General features: G+C 34.4%; 22 protein-coding genes. 9 read left to right on the top strand and 13 right to left on the bottom strand.

Annotated features, from left to right (window positions below; translation table 11 throughout):
* From gmk to BM296_RS04725, 5 genes are all read right to left on the bottom strand, one after another.
* Entirely contained in the window at positions 1 to 582 is a 582-nt protein-coding gene (gene gmk / locus BM296_RS04745) for a guanylate kinase (protein ID WP_027065307.1), read from the bottom strand.
* Positions 583 to 1,440 (bottom strand): YicC/YloC family endoribonuclease, encoded by an 858-nt coding sequence (locus tag BM296_RS04740; protein ID WP_027065308.1) that lies wholly within the window; start codon positions 1,438 to 1,440, stop codon positions 583 to 585.
* Between the two features lie 130 nt (positions 1,441 to 1,570).
* Positions 1,571 to 2,395 carry a 3-keto-disaccharide hydrolase gene (locus BM296_RS04735; protein ID WP_091901804.1) on the bottom strand — a complete coding sequence of 275 codons (825 nt, stop codon included), beginning with the start codon at positions 2,393 to 2,395 and terminating at the stop codon, positions 1,571 to 1,573.
* A gap of 12 nt (positions 2,396 to 2,407) precedes the next feature.
* On the bottom strand, positions 2,408 to 3,145 hold the full coding sequence (locus BM296_RS04730; RefSeq protein WP_027065310.1) for a 3-keto-disaccharide hydrolase: 738 nt from the start codon (positions 3,143 to 3,145) through the stop codon (positions 2,408 to 2,410).
* Between the two features lie 11 nt (positions 3,146 to 3,156).
* Positions 3,157 to 4,209, bottom strand: coding sequence for a sugar phosphate isomerase/epimerase family protein (locus BM296_RS04725; protein WP_027065311.1), 1,053 nt, complete (start codon positions 4,207 to 4,209; stop codon positions 3,157 to 3,159).
* 160 nt (positions 4,210 to 4,369) lie between these two features.
* Between BM296_RS04725 and BM296_RS04720 the strand changes: the two genes are divergently transcribed.
* Together BM296_RS04720 and BM296_RS04715 are read left to right on the top strand one after the other, a co-directional pair.
* Entirely contained in the window at positions 4,370 to 6,073 is a 1,704-nt protein-coding gene (locus tag BM296_RS04720) for a GMC oxidoreductase (protein ID WP_091901802.1), read from the top strand.
* Positions 6,074 to 6,137: 64 nt separating this feature from the next.
* On the top strand, positions 6,138 to 6,596 hold the full coding sequence (locus BM296_RS04715; protein WP_091901800.1) for an ASCH domain-containing protein: 459 nt from the start codon (positions 6,138 to 6,140) through the stop codon (positions 6,594 to 6,596).
* A 70-nt stretch (positions 6,597 to 6,666) separates the two neighbouring features.
* Here the strand turns inward: BM296_RS04715 and BM296_RS04710 are convergent, their stop codons facing one another.
* From BM296_RS04710 to BM296_RS04695, 4 genes are all read right to left on the bottom strand, one after another.
* Positions 6,667 to 7,806 (bottom strand): Gfo/Idh/MocA family protein, encoded by a 1,140-nt coding sequence (locus BM296_RS04710; RefSeq protein WP_027065314.1) that lies wholly within the window; start codon positions 7,804 to 7,806, stop codon positions 6,667 to 6,669.
* A gap of 157 nt (positions 7,807 to 7,963) precedes the next feature.
* On the bottom strand, positions 7,964 to 9,193 hold the full coding sequence (locus BM296_RS04705) for a nucleoside permease (protein WP_091901798.1): 1,230 nt from the start codon (positions 9,191 to 9,193) through the stop codon (positions 7,964 to 7,966).
* Positions 9,194 to 9,637, bottom strand: a complete 444-nt coding sequence (locus tag BM296_RS04700) for a DinB family protein (RefSeq protein WP_091901796.1) — start codon at positions 9,635 to 9,637, stop codon at positions 9,194 to 9,196.
* A gap of 15 nt (positions 9,638 to 9,652) precedes the next feature.
* On the bottom strand, positions 9,653 to 10,645 hold the full coding sequence (locus BM296_RS04695; protein ID WP_091901794.1) for a sugar phosphate isomerase/epimerase family protein: 993 nt from the start codon (positions 10,643 to 10,645) through the stop codon (positions 9,653 to 9,655).
* Positions 10,646 to 10,817: 172 nt separating this feature from the next.
* On the opposite strand from BM296_RS04695, the gene BM296_RS04690 reads away from it, so the two are divergent.
* The 3 genes from BM296_RS04690 to BM296_RS04680 all read left to right on the top strand — a co-directional run bounded on the left by BM296_RS04690 (position 10,818) and on the right by BM296_RS04680 (position 14,181).
* Positions 10,818 to 12,530 carry a GMC oxidoreductase gene (locus tag BM296_RS04690; RefSeq protein WP_027065318.1) on the top strand — a complete coding sequence of 571 codons (1,713 nt, stop codon included), beginning with the start codon at positions 10,818 to 10,820 and terminating at the stop codon, positions 12,528 to 12,530.
* Positions 12,530 to 13,177, top strand: coding sequence for a gluconate 2-dehydrogenase subunit 3 family protein (locus BM296_RS04685; protein WP_027065319.1), 648 nt, complete (start codon positions 12,530 to 12,532; stop codon positions 13,175 to 13,177). The genes BM296_RS04690 and BM296_RS04685 overlap by 1 nt, the downstream gene beginning before the upstream one ends.
* An 80-nt stretch (positions 13,178 to 13,257) precedes the next feature.
* On the top strand, positions 13,258 to 14,181 hold the full coding sequence (locus tag BM296_RS04680; RefSeq protein WP_091901792.1) for a hydroxypyruvate isomerase family protein: 924 nt from the start codon (positions 13,258 to 13,260) through the stop codon (positions 14,179 to 14,181).
* A gap of 1,099 nt (positions 14,182 to 15,280) precedes the next feature.
* Here the strand turns inward: BM296_RS04680 and BM296_RS04675 are convergent.
* Positions 15,281 to 15,829: a hypothetical protein gene (locus tag BM296_RS04675; protein WP_091901791.1), complete on the bottom strand. Its 549-nt coding sequence runs from the start codon at positions 15,827 to 15,829 to the stop codon at positions 15,281 to 15,283.
* A 30-nt stretch (positions 15,830 to 15,859) separates the two neighbouring features.
* Entirely contained in the window at positions 15,860 to 16,000 is a 141-nt protein-coding gene (locus BM296_RS19395; protein WP_177214920.1) for a hypothetical protein, read from the bottom strand.
* Positions 16,001 to 16,306: 306 nt separating this feature from the next.
* Between BM296_RS19395 and BM296_RS04670 the strand changes: the two genes are divergently transcribed.
* Positions 16,307 to 17,041 carry a LytR/AlgR family response regulator transcription factor gene (locus BM296_RS04670; protein WP_027065323.1) on the top strand — a complete coding sequence of 245 codons (735 nt, stop codon included), beginning with the start codon at positions 16,307 to 16,309 and terminating at the stop codon, positions 17,039 to 17,041.
* 102 nt (positions 17,042 to 17,143) lie between these two features.
* Positions 17,144 to 19,033 carry a tetratricopeptide repeat-containing sensor histidine kinase gene (locus BM296_RS04665; RefSeq protein WP_245786964.1) on the top strand — a complete coding sequence of 630 codons (1,890 nt, stop codon included), beginning with the start codon at positions 17,144 to 17,146 and terminating at the stop codon, positions 19,031 to 19,033.
* Here the strand turns inward: BM296_RS04665 and BM296_RS04660 are convergent.
* Entirely contained in the window at positions 19,026 to 19,595 is a 570-nt protein-coding gene (locus BM296_RS04660; RefSeq protein WP_027065325.1) for a DUF3109 family protein, read from the bottom strand. The two genes, BM296_RS04665 and BM296_RS04660, sit on opposite strands and share 8 nt — an antisense overlap.
* A gap of 116 nt (positions 19,596 to 19,711) precedes the next feature.
* On the opposite strand from BM296_RS04660, the gene BM296_RS04655 reads away from it, so the two are divergent.
* Positions 19,712 to 20,290, top strand: a complete 579-nt coding sequence (locus tag BM296_RS04655; protein ID WP_027065326.1) for a MarC family protein — start codon at positions 19,712 to 19,714, stop codon at positions 20,288 to 20,290.
* A gap of 36 nt (positions 20,291 to 20,326) precedes the next feature.
* A complete protein-coding gene (locus BM296_RS04650) occupies positions 20,327 to 20,530 on the top strand; it encodes a hypothetical protein (RefSeq protein ID WP_091901786.1) in 204 nt (67 codons plus the stop codon).
* On the opposite strand, the gene BM296_RS04645 is transcribed toward BM296_RS04650, so the two are convergent.
* Positions 20,527 to 22,155, bottom strand: coding sequence for a S41 family peptidase (locus BM296_RS04645; RefSeq protein ID WP_027065328.1), 1,629 nt, complete (start codon positions 22,153 to 22,155; stop codon positions 20,527 to 20,529). The two genes, BM296_RS04650 and BM296_RS04645, sit on opposite strands and share 4 nt — an antisense overlap.
* Positions 22,156 to 22,163 lie beyond the last annotated feature (8 nt).

The raw sequence follows: 22,163 nt of genomic DNA, 5'->3' as shown, positions 1-22,163 counted from the left end.
TTATTCTTTGTCTTCAGCAATAAAAGAAGCAACTAAATCTACGGCTTCTTTTAATGCAACGTCAAGATCATAATTTTTTATAATCTTATCAAATTGCGGAGCTGTAGCCAATTCAACTGAAGCCTTAGCTATACGCATATTTATCTTATCCTCGCTTTCTGTGCTACGTTTCTTAAGTCTGATCTTAAGTTCATCAACACTAGGTGGCTTTACAAAAACCGCTAATGTTTGATCGGGGAATTTCTTTTTAATTCTTAAACCTCCAACAACGTCAATATCAAAAATTACGTTTTTTCCTTCAGCCCACAGTCGTTCTACTTCACTTTTTAAAGTGCCATAAAAGTTATCTCTATACACCTCTTCCCACTCTAAAAAATCATCATTCTTGATATGATTTTTAAACTCTGAAACAGACATAAAGTAATAATGCTCTTTATTTTTTTCTTTTCCCCTTCTAGGACGAGAAGTTGCAGATACAGAAAAAGCTAAATTTAATTCGGGTTGTGCCAAAAGATGGCGAACAATGGTTGTTTTCCCACTTCCAGAGGGTGCAGAAAAAATGATTAGTTTTCCACCTTTCATCTATAATACGTTTAACATTTGTTCTTTAATCTTCTCTAACTCATCTTTCATTTGTACCACAATCTGTTGCATGGGTGCAAAGTTTGCCTTAGAACCAATAGTATTGATTTCACGACCTATTTCTTGAGAGATAAATCCTAATTTTTTACCATTACTATCGTCTGACTGTAATGTCTTACTGAAATAATCTAAATGATTTGCCAAGCGAACTTTTTCTTCGGTAATATCGTACTTCTCTAAATAGTAAATAAGCTCTTGCTCAAATCTATTTTCATCTACATCTGCTTTTAAATCTTGTACCGCTTTTTCCAAGCGCTCACGAATGGTAGCTTGCCTATCTGGGTCAATTGCAATAACCTCTTCTAGCAATTTATTCAAAGAAGTAATTCTATCTAAAAAGTCTTTTTCTAATACATTTCCTTCTTCAGATCTAAACTCATTGATTTCTACTAATGCACCTTGCAAAGCTTCTTTGATAGCTTCGTACTCCTCCTCATCAATATCTTCCTTATCCGTTTTCATAGCATCAGGAAAACGTAATGCCATTTCTAGCAATCTTAAATCATCACCATCGGCAATGTTTTTCAACTGATTCATATATTGTTTAACGGCAACTTCATTCACTTGAGTAGAAGTAGTATCACCAGTAAGCTCTACATATAGATTAAAATCTACTTTACCTCTAAGCAAAGAATTAGCCACCAATTTTCTTAGTTCTAATTCTTTTTCACGATAACTAGAAGGCATACGTGCATTTAAATCAATGCTCTTGCTGTTAAGAGATTTTATTTCTACCGTAATTTTTTTATTAGGTAATTGAACTACATGCTTTCCAAAGCCGGTCATGGATTGAATCATAAATACATTTTAGAATAAGACAAAGGTAAGGTAATTGAAAAATTTAATGTAAAACAGTCACCCAACATAAATAATAAAGGAGCAAACAAGGTATTTTTTTGTCTACTCCTTTATTTCAAGTTAAATCATATTAAAGTTCTCTGACCCAAATATTTCTAAAACTAACCCGGCTATCATCACCGTGATCTTGTAACAATAAAGGACCTTTACCATGGGCAGGATTCTTTGGCCAACCAACATAGGGTGTTGTTCCTTTAAGTTCAACATGATCTTGAACCAACACACCGTTATGTATAACAGTAATATCGCCAGATTTTATCTTGCCGCCATCCACATTAAATTCTGGTGCATGATAAATGATGTCGTACGTATTCCACTCACCTGTTGGTACAGAAGCCATTGCCAATGGCACATGTTGCTTGTAAATAGAACCTACTTGTCCGTTTACATACGTAGGATTATCATTCTGATCTAGAACCTGTACTTCATAAATTCCATTTAAGAAAACACCGCTATTAGCCCTGTTTTGACCTTCTCTCTGTACGGGTAAAGGAGATTTCCATTCAATATGCAATTGTACATCGCCAAAATTCTGTTTGGTCTGTATATTTCCTGTCTTGTCATTTACAGTCATACTGCCATCCTTGTTTAGATGCCACTTAGCCGCTGTACTATCATTTGCACTGATCCAATTATCTAAGCTAGTACCATCAAAAAGGACAATGGCATCACTTGGTGCAGAACCAGCACCGCCTGGCTTAACTACCGCAACCTTTGGTTCATAAAACTCAGTTTCTTCTGGTGTAGTAGGCTCATCGCCCATATATTCCTCATAAACTATGACACTGTCCTTTGCTGTTATAGCATCACCACCAGCATCAACTGTTACTTTTTCTTGACAGGATATAATACCCAAAAAAGCAACTATCAAAATTAAAACGTTTCTATTTTTCATATGTTATTGCTATTAAAGTTGTTTGATTTTTATATTTCTGAAAGCAACTACGTTTCCATGATCTTGTAACCCAATTTTACCAGTGGTAAACTTGCCGAATCCTTCCCAGCCTGCGAATTTAGATTTTGCTACCATAGCATTCCACTCCTCATTGGCAACAGGAAATGTAACCATTACCGTATCGTTTAACGTAACACTACCAACATGTTCCTTATGATTTACTGTAATGACCATAGTATTCCATTCGCCAATAGGTTTTGTTACATCTTTTGCTGGTGAGACCATGTCATACAAAGCACCTGCTTGGTGCGTAGTACCTGCTTTTGCATCTGGGTGTTTATCATTATCCAAAATTTGGATTTCTGGACCGGTTTGATAACCTGTACCAAATTGCTCATCTTCACTAACACCCCAGAATACACCGCTGTTACCAGCCTCTGAAATCTTCCAATCTAAACTTAAAACAAAATCAGTGAATTCTTTCTTAGTAACTAAATCATGATTTTTCTTCTCTTCCCCTTCAGCAGGTGGAGTATAAACCAAAGCATCTCCTTCAATCTTCCAAGCATCGCTGACACCATCGGTTTTGAATTCTTTCCATTGATCTAAAGATGTTCCATCAAATAAAACTTCCCATTCGTTTTGAACAACTTCAACTTCTTCAACAGTTACCTCAGATGTTTCTTTCTTCTCTTGTTTACATGCAACAAATGCTAGTAAACAAGCTATACTTACTATAATTTTTTTCATTTTCCTTCTATTTAAAGTCCTAACATTTTCTTCAGCATCTCTTTATCAATCTCTGCACCCGCAAAATCATCAAAAGTCTTTTCCGTCGCTTCTATAATATGGTCCGAAATAAATTTAGCACCTTCTCGAGCACCTTGTTCTGGACTTTTAATACAGCATTCCCATTCCATAACTGCCCAAACATCACAACCATATTGGGTTAATTTAGAAAATATGGTCTTAAAATCTATTTGGCCATCACCCAAAGAACGATACCTACCTGCTCTATCGCCCCAGTCGTTATAACCACCAAAAGCTCCTTTTTTTCCTGTTGGATTAAATTCAGAATCCTTCACATGAAAAGACTTTATAAACTCATGGTAATGATCGATATATGTAATATAATCTAACTGTTGTAATACAAAGTGACTAGGATCATAAAGAATATTAACTCTTTTATGGTTACCAGTAGCTTCTAGAAAACGCTCAAAAGTATCACCATCATGCAAATCTTCACCAGGGTGAATTTCATAGCAAACATCTACGCCCTCTTTATCAAAATGATTTAAGATCGGAGTCCATCTTTTTGCCAGTTCTTCAAAACCCATTTCTACTAAACCTGCAGGTCTCTGTGGCCATGGGTGCATTGTATGCCATAATAATGAACCAGAAAAAGTTGCATGAGCATTTAACCCTAATCTTCTACTTGCAGTAGCTGCTTTTTTTACGGTTTCTATTGCCCACTCAGTTCTCGCCTTTGGATTTCCGTGAACATTTTTAGGAGCAAAAGAATCGAACATTAAGTCATATGCAGGGTGTACCGCTACTAACTGCCCTTGTAAATGCGTAGAAAGCTCTGTGATTTCTAAACCATAAGAGTTTACTTTAGCTTTTAGCTCATCGCAGTAGGTCTGACTTTCAGCAGCTTTGTCTAAATCGATCAAAAAAGATTCCCAAGTTGGAATTTGAATTCCCTTATATCCAAGATCAGATGCCCATTTACACATTCCGTCCAATGAGTTGAATGGGGCTTTACTGTCTACAAACTGTGCCAAGAATACGGCTGGTCCTTTGATTGTTTTCATAAAATATACTATCTGTTGTTGTTTGAATTAGTTGTTGGTTTTGACACATAAAGTGTGTCAAATAATCTTATATTTAAGAATTGTATCGGGTTCTTCTCAATACTTTGGAGATTTGCCATAAATATAGGCAATACCATCAAAAAAAGATAAAAATTCAAGCATGAATCAAGACGAAATATTCGATGCAATTGTTGTCGGAACAGGAATAAGCGGCGGGTGGGCCGCTAAGGAATTAACAGAGAAGGGCTTAAAAACACTTGTTTTAGAACGCGGTCCAATGGTAAAACATATCGAAGATTATCCTACCATGAATGATGACCCTTGGGATTATCCGTTAAAAGGACAATTATCAAAAGAAGACAAGAAAAAATATCATGTACAAAAACGAGTAAATTGGGCACCTACAGAAGACTCTAAGCACTTTTTTGTAAATGATCTTGACCACCCATATGTAGAAACAAAACGATTTGATTGGATACGTGGATATCAAGTAGGCGGAAGATCACTTACTTGGGGACGACAAAGCTACCGATGGAGCGATATTGATTTTGATGCCAACAAAAAAGAAGGTGTTGGAGTAGATTGGCCCGTTAGGTATAAAGACATTTCGCCTTGGTACGATAAAGTTGAAAAATATATTGGGGTTAGTGGTGAAGCATTAGGCTTGGAAGTATTACCGGATGGTATTTTTCAACCAGCTATGAAATTAAATTGTGTAGAAGAAGATTTTAAAAAAACTACCTCAGCTAAGTTTGACGATGGTCGTTTAGTGACCATAGGCAGAACAGCACATATAACTGATCCAAAAGCAACGTTTGAAGGTCGTGGAACGTGCCAAAACAGAGATCGCTGTTGGCGTGGTTGCCCTTTTGGCGGTTACTTTAGTAGCAACTCATCTACTTTACCAGCAGCGGAACGAACTGGTAACATGACCTTAAGACCAAATTCTATAGTGCATGAAATTATTTATGATGACACTACCAAAAAAGCTACAGGAGTAAGAGTGATTGATGCAGAAACAAACGAAAAAATAGTTTTTAAAGCCAAAGTCATATTCCTTTGTGCTTCTGCAATGGCTTCTGTTGGTATTTTACTACAGTCTAAATCTGAACGTTTCCCAAATGGTCTTGGTAATGATTCTGATGCTTTAGGAAGAGGTATTATGGACCATCATTATAAATTAGGTGCAACTGCAAAGGTTGATGGTTATTTAGATAAATACTATAAGGGAAGACGCGCAAACGGATTCTATATCCCTCGATTTGTCAATTTAGACGAAAAAACCAAACGTGAAGGCTATTTGCGTGGGTTTGGTTATCAAGGTACCGCTAGCAGAGGAGATTGGTCTAAAGAAATAGGTGAATTAGGATACGGGAAAGATTTAAAAGAAACAGTTTTAAAACCAGGGCGATGGACCATTGGTGTTACCGGTTTTGGTGAATTTTTACCATATGATGATAATAGAGTTACACTAAGCCCTACGGAAAAAGACAAATGGGGTTTACCACAGTTAGCTTTTGATGTTGAGTTTAAAGAAAACGAATATAAAATGCGTGAAGACATAAAGAAAGAAATTGTTTCTATGTTTGAGGCCGCAGGTTTTAAAGACGTATCATCATATGAAGAAGCAAGCGGACCAGGACTGGGTATACATGAAATGGGTGGCGCAAGAATGGGGCACAGTGCAAAGACTTCTATAATAAATAAGAATAATCAAGTACATTTAGTTCCCAATGTTTATGTTACCGATGGCGCATTTATGTCATCCTCTAGCTGTGTAAACCCATCTTTAACATATATGGCTTTTACGGCAAGAGCGGCAAACCATGCTGCAGAACAATTAAAATCAGGTAAATTTTCATGATTTTAAAATTAAACACGAACTATAACGTTTAGTAAATCCAATAGATTAAAGTAAATATCAACTTATGGAAAACGCTTCTGCCAAAAATATGTGGGGAGAATATTTAAAAACCCACCTAGAGCACGTTTTTGAACACGCACCTAAAACTTGCTATTTTGGCGACAATGAAACAGATGCCAATAATTTTGCAGAAATGACCAAAAAGGAGACTAAAAAAGCAGTTTCCCATTCGTTATTAGGTTTGCAAAATAGAAATGAGCCTTTACCCAAAATAGGAGATTTTATTGTACTTACAAATTGGGCCGGCGAAGCACAATGTATCGTTCGTACAAAATCAGTTTCCCTTAAACCATATTTTAGTATTGACTCAACATATGTCCAAAAAGAGGGTTATGGTGATAAATCATTAGAGCAATGGAAAAGTTATTATTGGAATCTTTTTACCAATGAACTTCAAAAATTTAAAAGAGAGCCTAGGGAAAGTATGATAGTTGTATGCCAAGAATTTGAAAAAGTATACTAAAAGTTATCTCTTTATAAAAAGCAAAAAGAGCCGCATTATGCGGCTCTTTTTATATCAAAAATGTTCTTGATTATTTCTCTAAAGCTACCCAGGTATTTCCACTTTTATGAGAATCTACCGTTGCTTCAATAAAGTTCATACCACGAACACCATCTGTCATTGTAGGGAATTCGCCGTCGTTGTATTCTTGACCTCTAATAGCTTTGGCTACACCTTTATAAATATTAGCCATAGAATCAAAAATACCTTCTGGATGACCAGCTGGCAATTTAGTTCCGTCTAAAGACAGCTCTGAATTATAAGCGTGACCTGGCTTGTAAATTTGAGTTGGTTCCGTATCACTTAATTTATACAAAAAGTTTGGCCGCTCTTGTTCCCAACGAAAAGCTCCTTTCTCACCGTAAATGGAAATTGCTAATCCGTTTTCTTCACCTGTTGCAACTTGACTACCTCTAATTACTCCTTTAACATGATCTCCCATACGCACAAGTACAGTACCATCAACATCCATTTTATTATCTTCATAAAGGTAATTGAAGTCGCACAGTAGTTCATTGATCTTAAGACCCGTAGTATACTCTACAAGATTAAAGGCATGAACACCTATATCTCCCATACATGAGCTTATACCGGCTTTCTTAGGGTCTAACCTCCAAACAGAAGATCTTTTCTCTTTATCATGAATTATAGTATTGATCCAACCTTGATAGTAAACTGCATCAACCTTATGAATTTTACCTAAAGCCCCAGCTTTGATCATTTCACGCATTTGACGCACCATTGGATAACCCGTATAAGTATGTGTCAAAGCGAAAACCGTACCTGCTTTTTCGTGAGATTTTTGAAGATCTTTTGCTTCTGCCAAAGAAGTGGTCATTGGCTTTTCACAAATTACGTGGAAACCATTATCCAATAATTTCTTCGCCATTGGGTAATGTAAAAAGTTTGGCGTTAAAATTGAACATACTTGAATACGTTCATCTTCTGGCAATTTTAATTCTTCTTCTATTAAAGTATCAAAATCCTTATAAATTCTATTTAAAGGGACATCTATTTCCTTGGCAAAAGCCATGCTAGCATCAAAATCAGGATTAAAAACAGCTCCTGTAATTTGATAATTATCATTAATAAATGATGCTACTCTATGTAACACTCCAATAAGGGAATCTCCTCCGCCACCTAATATTCCTAATCGTATTTTCTTTGGCATTTTTGTTGTTGTTTAAGTTGAAAATATTATTGTTCAAAATCCCTAAGGATTTATTCTATTATTATAATTTGAAAATTATCTGCCGCATTTACTCGTTAAAAACAAGTACTGCAATCTTTAAGTGACAATTTTCAGGCGTTTAAATTAAAGAATTTATCTAAGACTGATATTCTATTTTCTCTGTTTTAAAGAAAATAGCGAACAAAATAAACACAGCTAACGCAAAACCAGCAGGATACATCCAAATGGTTTCCCAAACGTGTTTTCCGTCTTCCAAGAGGTAAGCAGTAGATATTTTTCCTGCAATCCAAAATCCTATCAACATCCCAACTCCATACGTTGCCAATGTTATAAGTCCTTGGGCAGAACTTTTAAATTTCTCACCTGCTTTACTATCCGTATAAATTTGCCCAGAGACAAAGAAAAAGTCATAACATATTCCATGTAGCGCAATACCTACTATCAACATGAAACCAAGTTCTTCAACATCCCCAAATGCAAATAATAAATAACGCACTACCCAAGCTCCCATGGCAAAAAGAATAGTTTTCTTAAATCCGAATTTGGTAAAGAAATAGGGTAACAATAACATAAAGGCAATTTCTGAAATTTGACCTAATGTCATTTTACCTGTCGGGTTATCCATCCCAATTTCTACTAGAAAAGGATTTGCATTTTGATAATAGAACGCTAAAGGAATACATATTAACACTGAAGAAATAAAGAATATTAAAAAGTTCTTATCCTTAAAAAGGCTCAATGAATCTAATCCTAAAATCTCTTTGATATTGACTTCACCAGTACTAACCGCTCTTGGTGGTGTTTTAGGTAATGTAAAACTGAACAATCCTAAAATTAATGATGCAATAGCTGTCATTAAGAAGGTGTTTCTCAATAGTCCTTCTCCAATATTCTGACCTTGATCCCAGTTAAAAACATAACTGATGGAAAGACCAGCAATTATCCACCCAGCAGTTCCAAATACCCTAACCATAGAAAACTCTTTGGCCGGGTTTGTCATTTGATTAAAAGAAACCGAATTAACTAACGCTAAGGTTGGCATATATAAAATCATATACGCCAATACCAAAATATAGAACCCATCGAAGGCTGTACTTTGGTACATAAAATACATAAGAACAGCGCCTTGAAGATGTAAAATCCCCAAGATTTTCTCTGCATTAAAATATCTATCTGCAATTATTCCAATAACAAAGGGAGCAATGATAGCTCCCCATGATTGTGTTGAAAATGCCAATGCTATTTCGCCGTCCGTTGCCTTTAAATTGTTTCCTAAAAATGTACCAAGGGTTACAAACCATGCTCCCCAAATAAAAAATTCTAAGAACATCATGAAGCAAAGCTGCGCTCTGACTTTATTTTTCATCTATCTTTTGTAATAAACGTAATCTGAACCAATAGGGTTTGCGCCATTATTTCTGAAATCTACAGCAATTTGTCCGCGATGATTCGTAGAATGATTTATGATATGAAATAAAATATCCTGCAAGGTATTCGTAAATAAACGCCCTTCTGTATTTTCATAGTCAATACGCCGATCAAAATTATCGGCATTGGAAACAATTTCAAAAGAACTGCGCTGATTTTCATAATGAATATCTGCCCAGTCTTTTATATCGTGCTCCTGCCATACTTCAAATTCACTAGGTTTATTTAAAATTCTAGCGTTCCAAAGATGATGTGCATTTAAAATATGACTAAATAAACGCATTGTTTTAGGCGGTAACGTATTTAACGCTAAACATTCCTCTATTAATGTTTTATTGCAGTGAAAATTATAATCGAATATTTCATTAAAAAAAGCTTCCATAAATCATATTCTAGATTACTGAATTTCTTTTGCGGCTTTTAATAAAAGATCTCTAGTAGCGATTATTCCTTCTTCCTCACTAATTTCTGAACCTTCATATTCCACACCTATAAAACCAGTATATCCAGCTTTATTTACAATTTTTAGCATTTCAACATAGTCTATACCAGTATCATATCCATCTGCATCAAAATTGTTAGATTTTGCACTTACCGCCTTAGCGTACGGCATTAATTCTTTAACTCCTTTGTACTTATCATACTCCTTTAAACAATCCCAACTTTCTGGTTTACGTTCTATACAAAAATTACCAAAATCAGGTAAACTTCCACAGTTATCCATATTAACAGTTTTCATAACTTCTGCATGAAGTTCGCCGTTAGAGGATAACCCACCATGGTTCTCAACCAATATATTTATGTTCTTGGTTTTTGCATAAGTAGCTAGTTTCGTCAACCCGTCTACAGAATTCTTGATCCATTCATCTGGCACATTACTACCATTAAGGTTAACTCTAATAGCATGGCAACCCATAGCCGCAGCAGCATCTACCCATTTCTTATGTTTCTCAACCGTTTCATTTCTTTCGGCTTCATCGTTTACAGCCAAATTACCTTGACCATCAATCATGATCAAAACGTTTTTCATTCCGTATTTTTCTGCCTCTGCATTAGACTTTGCTACGAAATTTGCCATTGCCTCTTCAGAGTAACCGGCATCTTCCAATTCAGGATTATATAATTGACTCACATATTCCAACCCTGTAAACCCCCAATTTTTTGCCTTCTCTGCAAAAGAATAAGGATCAACACCTTCTTCTCTAATCATTTTATGCATTGACCATTGAGCCAATGACAATTCAAAAAATGGCTCAGCATCACTGTTATCTGCAACGACTTCAGAATTTTCTACTTTTTCTTTTTTCGTTTCCTTACAAGCGTAAGTTCCTAGTAACGAGATTCCAATACCTACTGCTGAGGCAAATCGAATAAAACTTTTTCTTTTCATTTTTGGTAGTTTGTTGTTGTTTGAAATATAACCTTAACAGTTAACGTTAAAATTATTGTTTGGTTCATTAATCTTACAAGAAGCTTGGTTTAGCGAATTTCGCAAGAAGAATGGGCATTAAATGTATAGAATTAATTTTATATTTAATAAATTTAGAGAATAAACAACTTTCATGAGCAAATTTTATTATAACGAAGAACAGGAGTCCTACGACGCAATTGTAGTAGGAACGGGAATTAGTGGTGGTTGGGCCGCAAAAGAATTATGTGAAGCAGGCCTTAAAACATTGGTTTTAGAACGTGGTCGAATGGTAAAGCATATAGAAGACTATGAAACTGCAAATAAAGATCCTTGGGATTTTCCAAATGCAGGTGCACCTACTAAAGAAATAATAGAACAACAACCAAAGCAAAATAGAACAGGTTATACAACAAACCAAGCAAGTAGCATGTGGTTTGTAAATGACCTTAAACATCCATATAACGAAACTAAGAGGTTCGACTGGATGAGAGGTTACCACCTCGGTGGTCGTTCTCTACAATGGGGTCGTCAAAGTTATAGATTAAGTGATATCGATTTTGAAGCAAACAAAAAGGAAGGTATTGCTGTAGATTGGCCAGTACGTTATAAAGATATTGCACCTTGGTATGATAAAGTAGAAACATATATTGGTGTAAGTGGTGAAAATTTAGGTTTAAAGCAATTACCTGATGGTCAGTTTTTACCAATGATGGAACTTAACTGTGTAGAACAGGAGTTTAGAGAAAAGGTTGCCGAAAATTTTGACGGTCGTGTAGTAACTGCAGGTAGAACAGCACATATTACCGGTACTAAACAATTTGACGGTAGAAGTAAATGTCAATTTAGAAATAGATGTATTAGAGGGTGTCCTTTTGGAGCTTATTTTAGTAGTTTATCGTCTACTTTACCAGCAGCAGAAGCAACTGGAAATATGACCCTTAGACCAGATTCTATCGTACATGAAGTTATGTACGATCCAAAAACCAAAAAAGCAACAGGTGTTAAAGTCATAGACGCGAACACAAAAGAAACATTTGAGTTTAAAGCGAAAGTAATTTTCCTTTGTGCATCTGCAATTGCTTCTACTTCAATTTTAATGCAATCTAAATCTGAAACATTCCCTAATGGTATGGGTAATGCATCTGATCAGTTAGGTCGTAATATTATGGATCACCAACTACAGGTTGGAGCTTCTGGTAAGTTTGATGGATTTGAAGATAAATATTATAAAGGTAGAAAGCCTAGTGGTATCTATATTCCTAGATTTAGAAACTTAGGCGGAGATTCTGATAGAAAAGATTATAAGAGAGGATTTGGTTACCAAGGTAGCGCCTCAAGAGGAAATTGGGAAGAATCTATTGCTGAACTTTCCCATGGTAAAGATTTAAAAGAAGCTGTTTTAAAACCTGGTGGATGGACATTCGGAATGATGGGCTTTGGAGAAGTATTACCTTATGAAAACAATAGGTTTACCTTAGATTATGACAAATTAGATGATTGGGGTTTACCTACCGTAACATTTGATGCCGAGCTTCAAGAGAATGAGCTTAAGATGCGTAAAGATATTTTAGAATCTGCTGTTGAAATGCTAGAAAAAGCAGGTCTTAGAGATGTTCAAGGATATGATAATGAAAGTGCCTTAGGTTTAGGTATTCATGAAATGGGAACTGCTCGTATGGGTAGAGATAGAAAAACATCTGTTTTAAATGGAAACAACCAATTGCACGATGTACCTAATGTATATGTAACCGATGGATCTTTTATGACCTCTGCAAGTTGCGTAAACCCATCATTAACTTACATGGCCTTTACGGCAAGAGCTGCAGACCATGCGGTTAAAGAACTTAAAAAAGGAAACATATAATGGATAGAAGACGCGTATTAAAAAATATGGGAATGTCACTTGGATATATGGTGGCCACCCCAACATTATTATCAATCGTTCAAAGTTGTAAAAGTGAACCAGCTATTACCTGGACACCAGAATTTTTAGCTCCAAATGAAGGTGTTGTACTTTCTAAATTGGTAGACATCATTTTACCTAAAACAGATACACCTTCTGCTTCAGAAGTTCAAGTTCATGTTTTTATTGACAAATTTTCAAAAGATGTCATGGAAAAGGAACAACAAGATTTCCTTAAAATGTCAATGAATAAGTTTACCAACAAAGCATTGGCAGATTCTGGTAAAGAAAATGTCGAAGACTTAACTGTAGAAGATTTAGAACCAGTTTTAGCAAGCTCATTAAAATATACAAAAGATCAGCAAACTGAGATGTTTGAGTCTATTAATAGTTATACTGAAGCTATAGCCGAAGGTAAAACTGCCGAATTAGATGACGAGATTACGAGGTTTGCATTTGCAAACAATCTTAGAGGCATGACTATATGGGGCTATAAGGCTTCTGAGTATGTTGGTGAAGAAGTTTTGGCTTATTTACCTGTGCCAGGTGAATATGTGCCATGTGGAGATGCTCAAGAGCTTACTGGCGGTAAGGCATGGTCCTTATAACCAAATAATATGCTAACACTTAATAGCCAAGAGCGTGAATTTTAATCGCTCTTGGCTATTTTTATTTAAATGCACTACTCATGAAAAGAAGAAGTTTTATCCAAAAATCTGCATTAAGCACAGGTGCCTTAACAATGACCGGTACATTGACATACGCCAACTCGTTGACCAACACTACAAATGCACATCAATTTAATTTAAAATACGCACCACATATTGGCATGTTCAAGCACCTTGCAGGAGATGACCCTATTGCTCAGCTCAATTTTATGGCAGACCAAGGTTTTACTGCTTTTGAGGATAATGAAATGCGTAAACGCCCTATAGATGTTCAAGAAAAAATGGCTGATACCATGAAAAAACGTGGTTTAGAAATGGGGGTATTTGTAGCTCATGAAATTTACTGGAAAGAGCCAAATTTAGCCTCAGGGGATTTAGATAAGCGTATAGAATTTTTAAACGATATAAAAAGCTCCATTGAGGTAGCCAAGCGAGTTAACGCTAAATGGATGACCGTAGTGCCAGGACATTTAGATTTAAAACTAAGAATGGGTCACCAAACAGCTAACGTAGTTGAAAGCTTAAAACAAGCATCTGCTTTATTAGAACCTCATGGTATAGTTATGGTATTGGAACCCTTAAACTTTAGAAATCATCCTGGGTTGTTTCTAACCGACTCGCCACAAGCTTACGAAATTTGCAAAGCAGTGAATTCACCAGCCTGTAAAATTTTATTTGACATCTATCATCAGCAGATTCAAGAAGGTAATCTAATTCCGAATATGGAAGCCGCTTGGTCAGAAATCGCATATATTCAAATTGGTGACAATCCTGGCAGAAATGAACCGACTACAGGCGAAATTAATTATTATAATGTATTCAAATGGATTCATGAACAAGAGTTCAATGGAGTTTTAGGAATGGAACACGGTAATTCTAGAGATGGTAAAGAAGGTGAACTTGCAGTCATAGAAGCTTATAAAAAAGTAGATAATTTTCTATAAACAAAAACTATCATTTTTTTGATATTTAGAATGTACAAAAGAGCATAATATGCATTTCATCGAATAAATAAGCACAATTCGATGAAATGCAATATCAGTATGTAAGAATTACCTTACTTATTCGTTCTTTTGTATATGTCCCAATACCTACAAACATTATTCGTCTACGCTGGATTGCTTCTAGCCTCAAAATTATCCTTTTATATCTATAAGGGTATTAAGTCAAATTCATTTGAATTACTACAAATGAAATTAATGGCTAAATGGTTTAACTTTAAAAATATACTAAAAGTAAGTTTTCATAGTTTATTTAATGATACGATCAAGTTTCCGTAATCCAAAATGAAAATTTGTCCGTATATAACTTATACTCCAATACTTAAGCTATGGAAAACTATATAACAATATTAATGATATATGCAGCTGCGTTGATTTTTACGACAGTATTAAAGCCCTATATCATAAACGATAAATAAGATTCCCCTTACTTAACCTCGGCTTAGCCGTATATAAAAAAGACCCCTTAATTTGGGGTCTTTTTTATTCTCTATCTTAAAATATACGCTAACAACCTAGAGCGAGGCTTTCATATCTGATGGAATAAAGGAATAATTGTTCTATCTACGTTATATTCCTAAAGTAAAAATCATCCCTCCACCAATTTAGCTAATAGTTATTCTTTAATTATTACCTACTTAAACGTAACAATATCCTACAGTACATGCAATGGCATCAACTTTCCCCATAATTATTTATTGATAATATAATAGTTTTTCACTACGATTTAAGATTATAAAATCTTATGCGATAGAAGCGTCAATAGCAAATTAGTTAACTGAATAGTCAACTCCTCAATTATGAGGTAAGCTTTTAAGAATTAAAATATAAAAATGTAGCTAAGTTGATTGTGGAGATAAAAAATGTACGGTCCCACTAATGTTTCTTTTATGAAAAATGCCCACCAAGTCTAATAAAGGTAGTTCCCCCGAAACCTTTTCTTAGAACGTAATCATACGACGAATCGTAGTTCTACTTATTTTGGCGCTCAAACATTAGATATAAGATAACATACACTATCTTATAAAGAACCGTACTAAATTTAAATTTTTAGATCCGCACTAAAAGAACCCTTGACTTTCAAAGATTCTCCATTGGCATTTTCTAGTTGCACCTCCAACTTTCCACCAACATTGTCAGTGTAGTTTTCAGTAATAGTAATATCACCTGATTTCACAAAATATGGCAGCTCGCTTACACCAGCTAAATCTGCAAAACCATAGACCCCTCTAAAATTATTAATTAGATGGTCTAGTTTTTTTATTTTATATACCCCAGCTGGCACGCCATGCTGTTTTTTCTTATTATTTGCGATCACAAATTCAAATTTCTGAATTTGATCAACACCACATGTGGTAAAATTTAATAATAGCTTATCGATCTTATTACCATCTTTATCTTCTTCAATACTGCTTGTGAATATTGCGGCACCATCAATATGAAAACTTAAACTTCCGTCAACGTTAAAACTACAAGTACCTATCTCTATAATAGAATTATTAACATCACATTTAGAACCACCTGACACAAGAATAAATGGTATAACACCAAAGCAAAACATTTTTAAAGACTTTCCTAAAATCTGTATCATTTTCAACATGGTATGAAATTAGATTTATAGTTATGGTTTATCTATTAGATGTTTTTGCTCTTCAAAAGCAATGGTTAAATTTTCATTCGAATTTTCATCTTCATTCATGAACTGAGAAGCAATCACTAAGACTACTATTAACAATGCTAACATTATGCTGCACTTTCTCATATCAATTTCTCTATAACATATTGATGTTCTCTGCTAAAGGTAATTTTAAGCTGAAAACTCATTACCCTAATTTGTATAACCTGCATCTTTTTATGTATAAACGGAAGGCACAAATCTTAGAAAATGAATCAAATATATAATTTGTAGTATTTTTCTTTCTTTTAGTGGTGATAGTTGTAATTTTTACACCTTTAATCCAAAATATACCGATTACACTATAATTACATCCATTGATACAAAATAGCTCATGAAAGCAGTACAAGCGCTTAAAATTTCATAACTTTCTAACTTGATACCGAATCTTTTATGCTACAAGCTGTAATAGTTGATGACGAAATTAAAGCACTACAAAGCTTAACATGGGAGCTTACTAATTTTAGTGATGAAATAAATGTAATTGCCTCATTTACAAATCCAAATGAAGCACTTTCCTATTTAGATAAGAACACCCCAGATTGTCTATTTTTAGATATAGAAATGCCGACTATGGACGGCTTTCAATTTATCAAAAAACTAACCAACAAAAATTTTCCGGTAGTAATTACAACAGCATATAACCAATATGCACTTAAAGCAATAAAAAGTCAAGCGTTAGACTATTTATTAAAACCTATAGATACAGATGATCTTGAGGAGACAATCGTTAAGATCAAAAAATTTAATAGCAAAAATTTCTCTGTTGAAAAATTAGAAATGGCTCTTTTAAATTATAACTCTAGATCTGTACATAAACGTATTACCCTTAATACGGATGGTAAACTCTTATTTCTTGAAAGTGATGAAATTCTATATGCAGAATCTGACGGAAATTATAGTACCATTTTTTTGACGGACGGTCAAAAAATAGTATTGACCAAAAAATTAAAGGAGGTAAACGACCTACTACCATCAGACTCATTTTTTAGAATTCACAATTCATACATCATCAATCTCAATAAAATAAAAGAGTTCTTAAAAACCGATGGTTATGTCGTGTTGAAATCGAACCACAAAATACCGGTATCTAGACAAAAAAAATCAGATTTCTTAGATTTGTTATAATCCTTTAAAAGGTTTTTATTCATCTAACAATTAAGCATATTCTCAAAAATTATAGTGTATAAATCCAAGTGCAAATTTCTATTCTTCTTATTGTACACTTTAGTGCTCCCACACCTTAGTTACTCACAAGAAATACCAGATACTTTAAAGGAAAAAGTAGATAGCCTGCTATTGAAAACTCCAAAAACATGCCAAGAGATTGATATGTTTTTAGAACCATTTAGCAATGACAGCATTTCTTTACGGTACATAGAAACCAAATCTATCTCTAAAAATTACTTATTAGGGCAAGCATATGCATTAAATCAACTAGGAAGTATCTACAGGGACTTAACGCAATACACCAAAGCACTAGAATTATATCAAAAAGCTTTAAGAGCATCTGTTGAGGCAGATAATATTGAGTTTAGAGTTTATACGCTAAATATGATCAGTACGGTCTACAGACGTACAGAAGCTGTTAAATCTGCATTAGACTATAGTCAAGAAGCCTTAGAACTAGCGGAAACTGTAATTGAACCAAATATTGGCTTAAAAAAAAGTATCATAACATCCCTTAATAGTATTGCTGGCATCTATCAAATGTTAGAACAATATGATCTTGCTATTGAAAAATACGAGAATTCTATGATTCTTGAAAAGCAATTAGACGATAAGGAAGGTTTAGCTGTAAATCATCAAAATTTGGGTGAATGCTATGAATCTCAAGCAAAATTAGAAGATGCATTAAAGAACTTTAGAAAATCTCTTGTCTACAATGAAATGGTTGGCTCTAATAGAGGGAAAATAATATGTAATTATAGCATTGCTCATGTTTATGTTCATTTAGGAAAAATAGACGAAGCAACCACTATATTACAGAATAATCTATTAAAAGCTATTTCGCTTGGAGACGAAAAAATAATTACAACCATTTATATAAACTTAGGCTGGGCATTAATACGCTTAGGAGATTATGACAACGCAGAGGTTAATCTTGAATCTGGTCTTGCCTTGGCTAAAACTAATAATTTAAATTCCGAAATAGCAGAAGCAAACAAGTTTCTATCTGAACTCTGGATTAAGCGTGATGATTATGAAAAGGGGATGAGCTACTTTAAGGAATCTAGGAAGTACGAGGAACGCATTACCAATTCACTTAACCTTCGTTATGTAAATGATATGATTTTGCGTTATGAGTCGCAAATGAGAGCCAACCAATTAGAGCGTCTTGCCGAAGAAAATGAAACGGTTCGTTTAAAACTTAAGAAAAACAGGACTATGCTGACCATCATCGGTATATTCTTAATTTTACTAATAGGAATCTTATACATTTTATACCGACAGAGCCAGTTGAATGCAGATAAAAAGCTGTTAACCCTTGAACAGAGTATGCTACGTAGTCAAATGAATCCGCACTTCTTGTTTAATTCACTGAACTCCATTAAATTATATATTATAAATAATGAAAAAAAGAATGCCGTTCATTATTTAAACAAGTTTTCTAAATTGGTACGAAAGATATTAGAAGCATCATCTCAACGAGAGATTTCATTGGCAGACGAATTAGAGACCGTTGAATTATATATGAATATCGAGAATATTAGATTCTCAAATGAAATCAATTTTAATATTCATATTAAAGATGATATTGATACACATAACATAAAAATACCATCGCTTATTCTACAGCCTTTTTTAGAGAACGCCTTATGGCATGGGCTATCTTCTAAAGATGGATCAAAAAATATAGATTTAGAAATTAAAAAAGGTAAAAACGGTTTTATAGAAATCGTTATTACAGACAACGGAGTAGGTAGAGATGCTGCAGAAAAAATTAAGGACAATAAACTGCTAAAGAGAAAATCTGTGGGTATCGATATTACTAAAGAACGATTGGCAAATTTTTCTCGGGATTATGAAAATTACTTCCATGTAGATATTATTGACAAGTTTGATGACAATACCAAACCTATTGGAACACAAATAGTGATTTATATACCTACTATTTAAGATGGTCTTTTGCAACCACTTCTAGCTCAGTATACCAATCTTCACCAAATTTTCTAATTAGGGCTTCCTTAACGAATTTATACACCGGAACTTTCAACTCATCGCCCAAAGCACAAGCAGGGTCACAAATTTGCCATTTATGGTAGTTAACTGCAGTCAGTTCAGTATACTCACGCACACGTATTGGGTACAAATGGCATGAAACAGGTTTCTTCCACTTAATCTTTCCTTGGTTATACGCCTCTTCTATACCACATTTAGCAATCTTCTTATCATCAAAAATTACATAGGCACATTCACTTCCGTTAACTAACGGGGTTTCCCATTCACCATCTTCACCTTTTACAAAAGCACCTTGATCTTCAATAACCGCAATACCTTCTGGGCGTAAAAAAGGTTTAACTTTTGAATAGATGTCAACCATGATTTCTGTTTCAGAATCTTCTACAGGCGCACCTGCTTCACCATCAACACAGCAACCACCTTTGCATGCACTAAGATTGCAAACAAAATCGTTTTCGATTATTTCTTCCGATACTATAGTTTTCCCTAATTGAAACATGACCTAATTTAAAGGGCGCAAGATACATTTTTTTAAAAGGCAATGGTCTTAGAAAATTTTAAGAATAAACATCCAAGTGCATATTTATAAACGTAAATTTGCAAAAAATTTGAAGGATGGAATTTCATTTTGATTTAAGGGAGATCGCTACCGCAAGTATGGTGTTGTTTGCTGTAATTGATATTTTAGGTAGTATTCCTATTATTATTGGGCTTAGAAAAAAGGTAGGTCATATTCAATCTGAAAAGGCATCTGTTGTTGCCGCTGTTATTATGGTGGCGTTTCTATTTCTTGGAGAAGAGATTTTAAATTTAATAGGAATAGATGTAAATTCATTTGCTGTTGCCGGTGCATTCATCATATTCTTTTTAGCTATTGAAATGATTTTAGGCATTCAGCTATATAAAGATGATGAACCTGAAAGTGCTTCTATAGTGCCTATTGCCTTTCCATTAATTGCAGGAGCGGGTACGCTAACATCTTTACTTTCTTTAAGAGCTGAATACTTTGTAGAAAACATTATTATCGCAATTATCGTGAATATTATTTTTGTTTTTATCGTACTTAAATCGTCGGTAAAAATTGAAAAAATGTTGGGTAAAAACGGAGTAAATGTTATTAGAAAAGTATTTGGTGTAATTCTTATGGCAATTGCTGTTAAATTATTTGCAGCAAACATTAATGAACTTTTCTAGACCACTAGAAGGTTGTATTTTTATAAAAACAAGTTTATGAGCAAGACAATATCCATTATTTTTATAGTAGTTGCAATAGGTCTTATAGCCTATAATGTAACCTTGGTAAATTTTGCAGACCCATTTGAAAAAAACAGCACAATAGCACTTATAGGAATTATGGCTTCTTTATGCGCTATAGTTCTTCTATTGGTATTTATTACCAGCAAAAAGATTCAAGACAAAGTAAATAAGGATTAATTACTGGCTTTTATACGGCTAGATTCTTCTTGCTCAATAATACTACCACTATCTAATTCTAGTACCTTTTGAAGCATGAGGTCTTCATCTGCTTTTATTTTAGCGTGTATATTGGTATTAAATAACTGTTCAGCAATGTTAGCTTTTAAAAACTGCTTGATACTTTTCTCGTAGTCATAAAAATTCATTCTTAAATTTCTATTTACAGAATACTCTACAAATTTTTCAAAAAGAATATCATCTACCCTAAAATCGTTCACAAATTCCTCTTGGGAATATTGAGCATATCTTTCACGGTCATCTTCTAAATGCTCAAATACAAAGAAGGAAAGAAAACCTAAATTATCCATACTTTCAACCGCTTCCTCTTCATTACTTCCAATAGGCACAAACACATCAGGAATAATACCACCACCACCATAAACCACTTTTCCTTTAGGTGTAGTGAATTTTAGTGAATCCGCTACTTTAATACTATCTACAGAAATCATTTCTCCGCTATGGAACCTATCTGTAAAACGTTGATAATAATCTTTAGTACCGTTAGCATACGTTTTTTGAATACTTCTTCCTGTAGGCGTATAATATCTAGAAACAGTAAGTCTTACTGCCGAACCATCGCCTAGTGCCATTTCTCGTTGTACCAATCCTTTTCCAAAAGAGCGACGACCTACAATTGTACCCACGTCATTATCCTGTAATGCTCCAGCAACAATTTCACTTGCAGATGCAGACCTTTCGTTGATAAGCACATAAATAGGCTTATCTTCAAAACTACCTTCATCCGTAGCAAAACTCTTGTTTATTTTACCTTTTTTGTTCTTGGTGAACAAGATAAGTTTACCATCCTCTAGAAACTCATCTGCCATTTCCTCTGCCATACCTAAATAGCCACCAGGGTTATCTCGCAGATCAAGCACTAATTTCTTAGCACCACGCTTTTGTAATCTTACTAAGGCATCCTTAAACTCTTTGTAAGTTGATTCTGCAAATCGGTTGACCTTAATATACCCAATGTCTTTGGTTAGCATATAAAACGCATCAACACTTTTTAAAGGAACAATTCCCCTCCTAACCTTTACATCAAACGTTCTATTTTCTGCTTTTCTATATACCGTAAGAGTAACAGAAGAACCTTCTATACCTTTTAATTTATCTACAATAATTTCGCTAGGAAAATCTTTACCGTATAAGGTGTCTTTATCTGCCATTAAGATACGATCGCCAGGTAGTATGCCTTTTACAAAACTTGGACCATCCTTAACTGTTTTTATAACTGCAATAGTATCGTGATATGAGTAAAAATTAATACCAATACCTACGAAATCACCCTTCATATTTTCAGTTACACCAGACATCTCTTTTTCAGAAATATAAACTGAATGCGGATCTAGTTTTTCTAAAATACTATTTACGGTAACATCAACAATGCTATCCGTATTAACATCATCTACATATTCATAGTCAATGTAATCTATAAGTCGGTTGAGTTTATCCTTTTTTGAATTGGTCGAAAAAAGCCTTTCTGGAGAATCGTTAAAATTCAGTTTTCCACCAATAAAAAACCCTAATGCAAGCGCAGAAGCGATAATTAAAGGGAATAGAGCACTGTATTTTTTATTCATCATTAGTG

This window comes from Maribacter stanieri, from assembly GCF_900112245.1.
Classification (GTDB): Bacteria; Bacteroidota; Bacteroidia; order Flavobacteriales; family Flavobacteriaceae; genus Maribacter; species Maribacter stanieri.
This window is presented reverse-complemented; position numbering and strand designations above follow the sequence as displayed.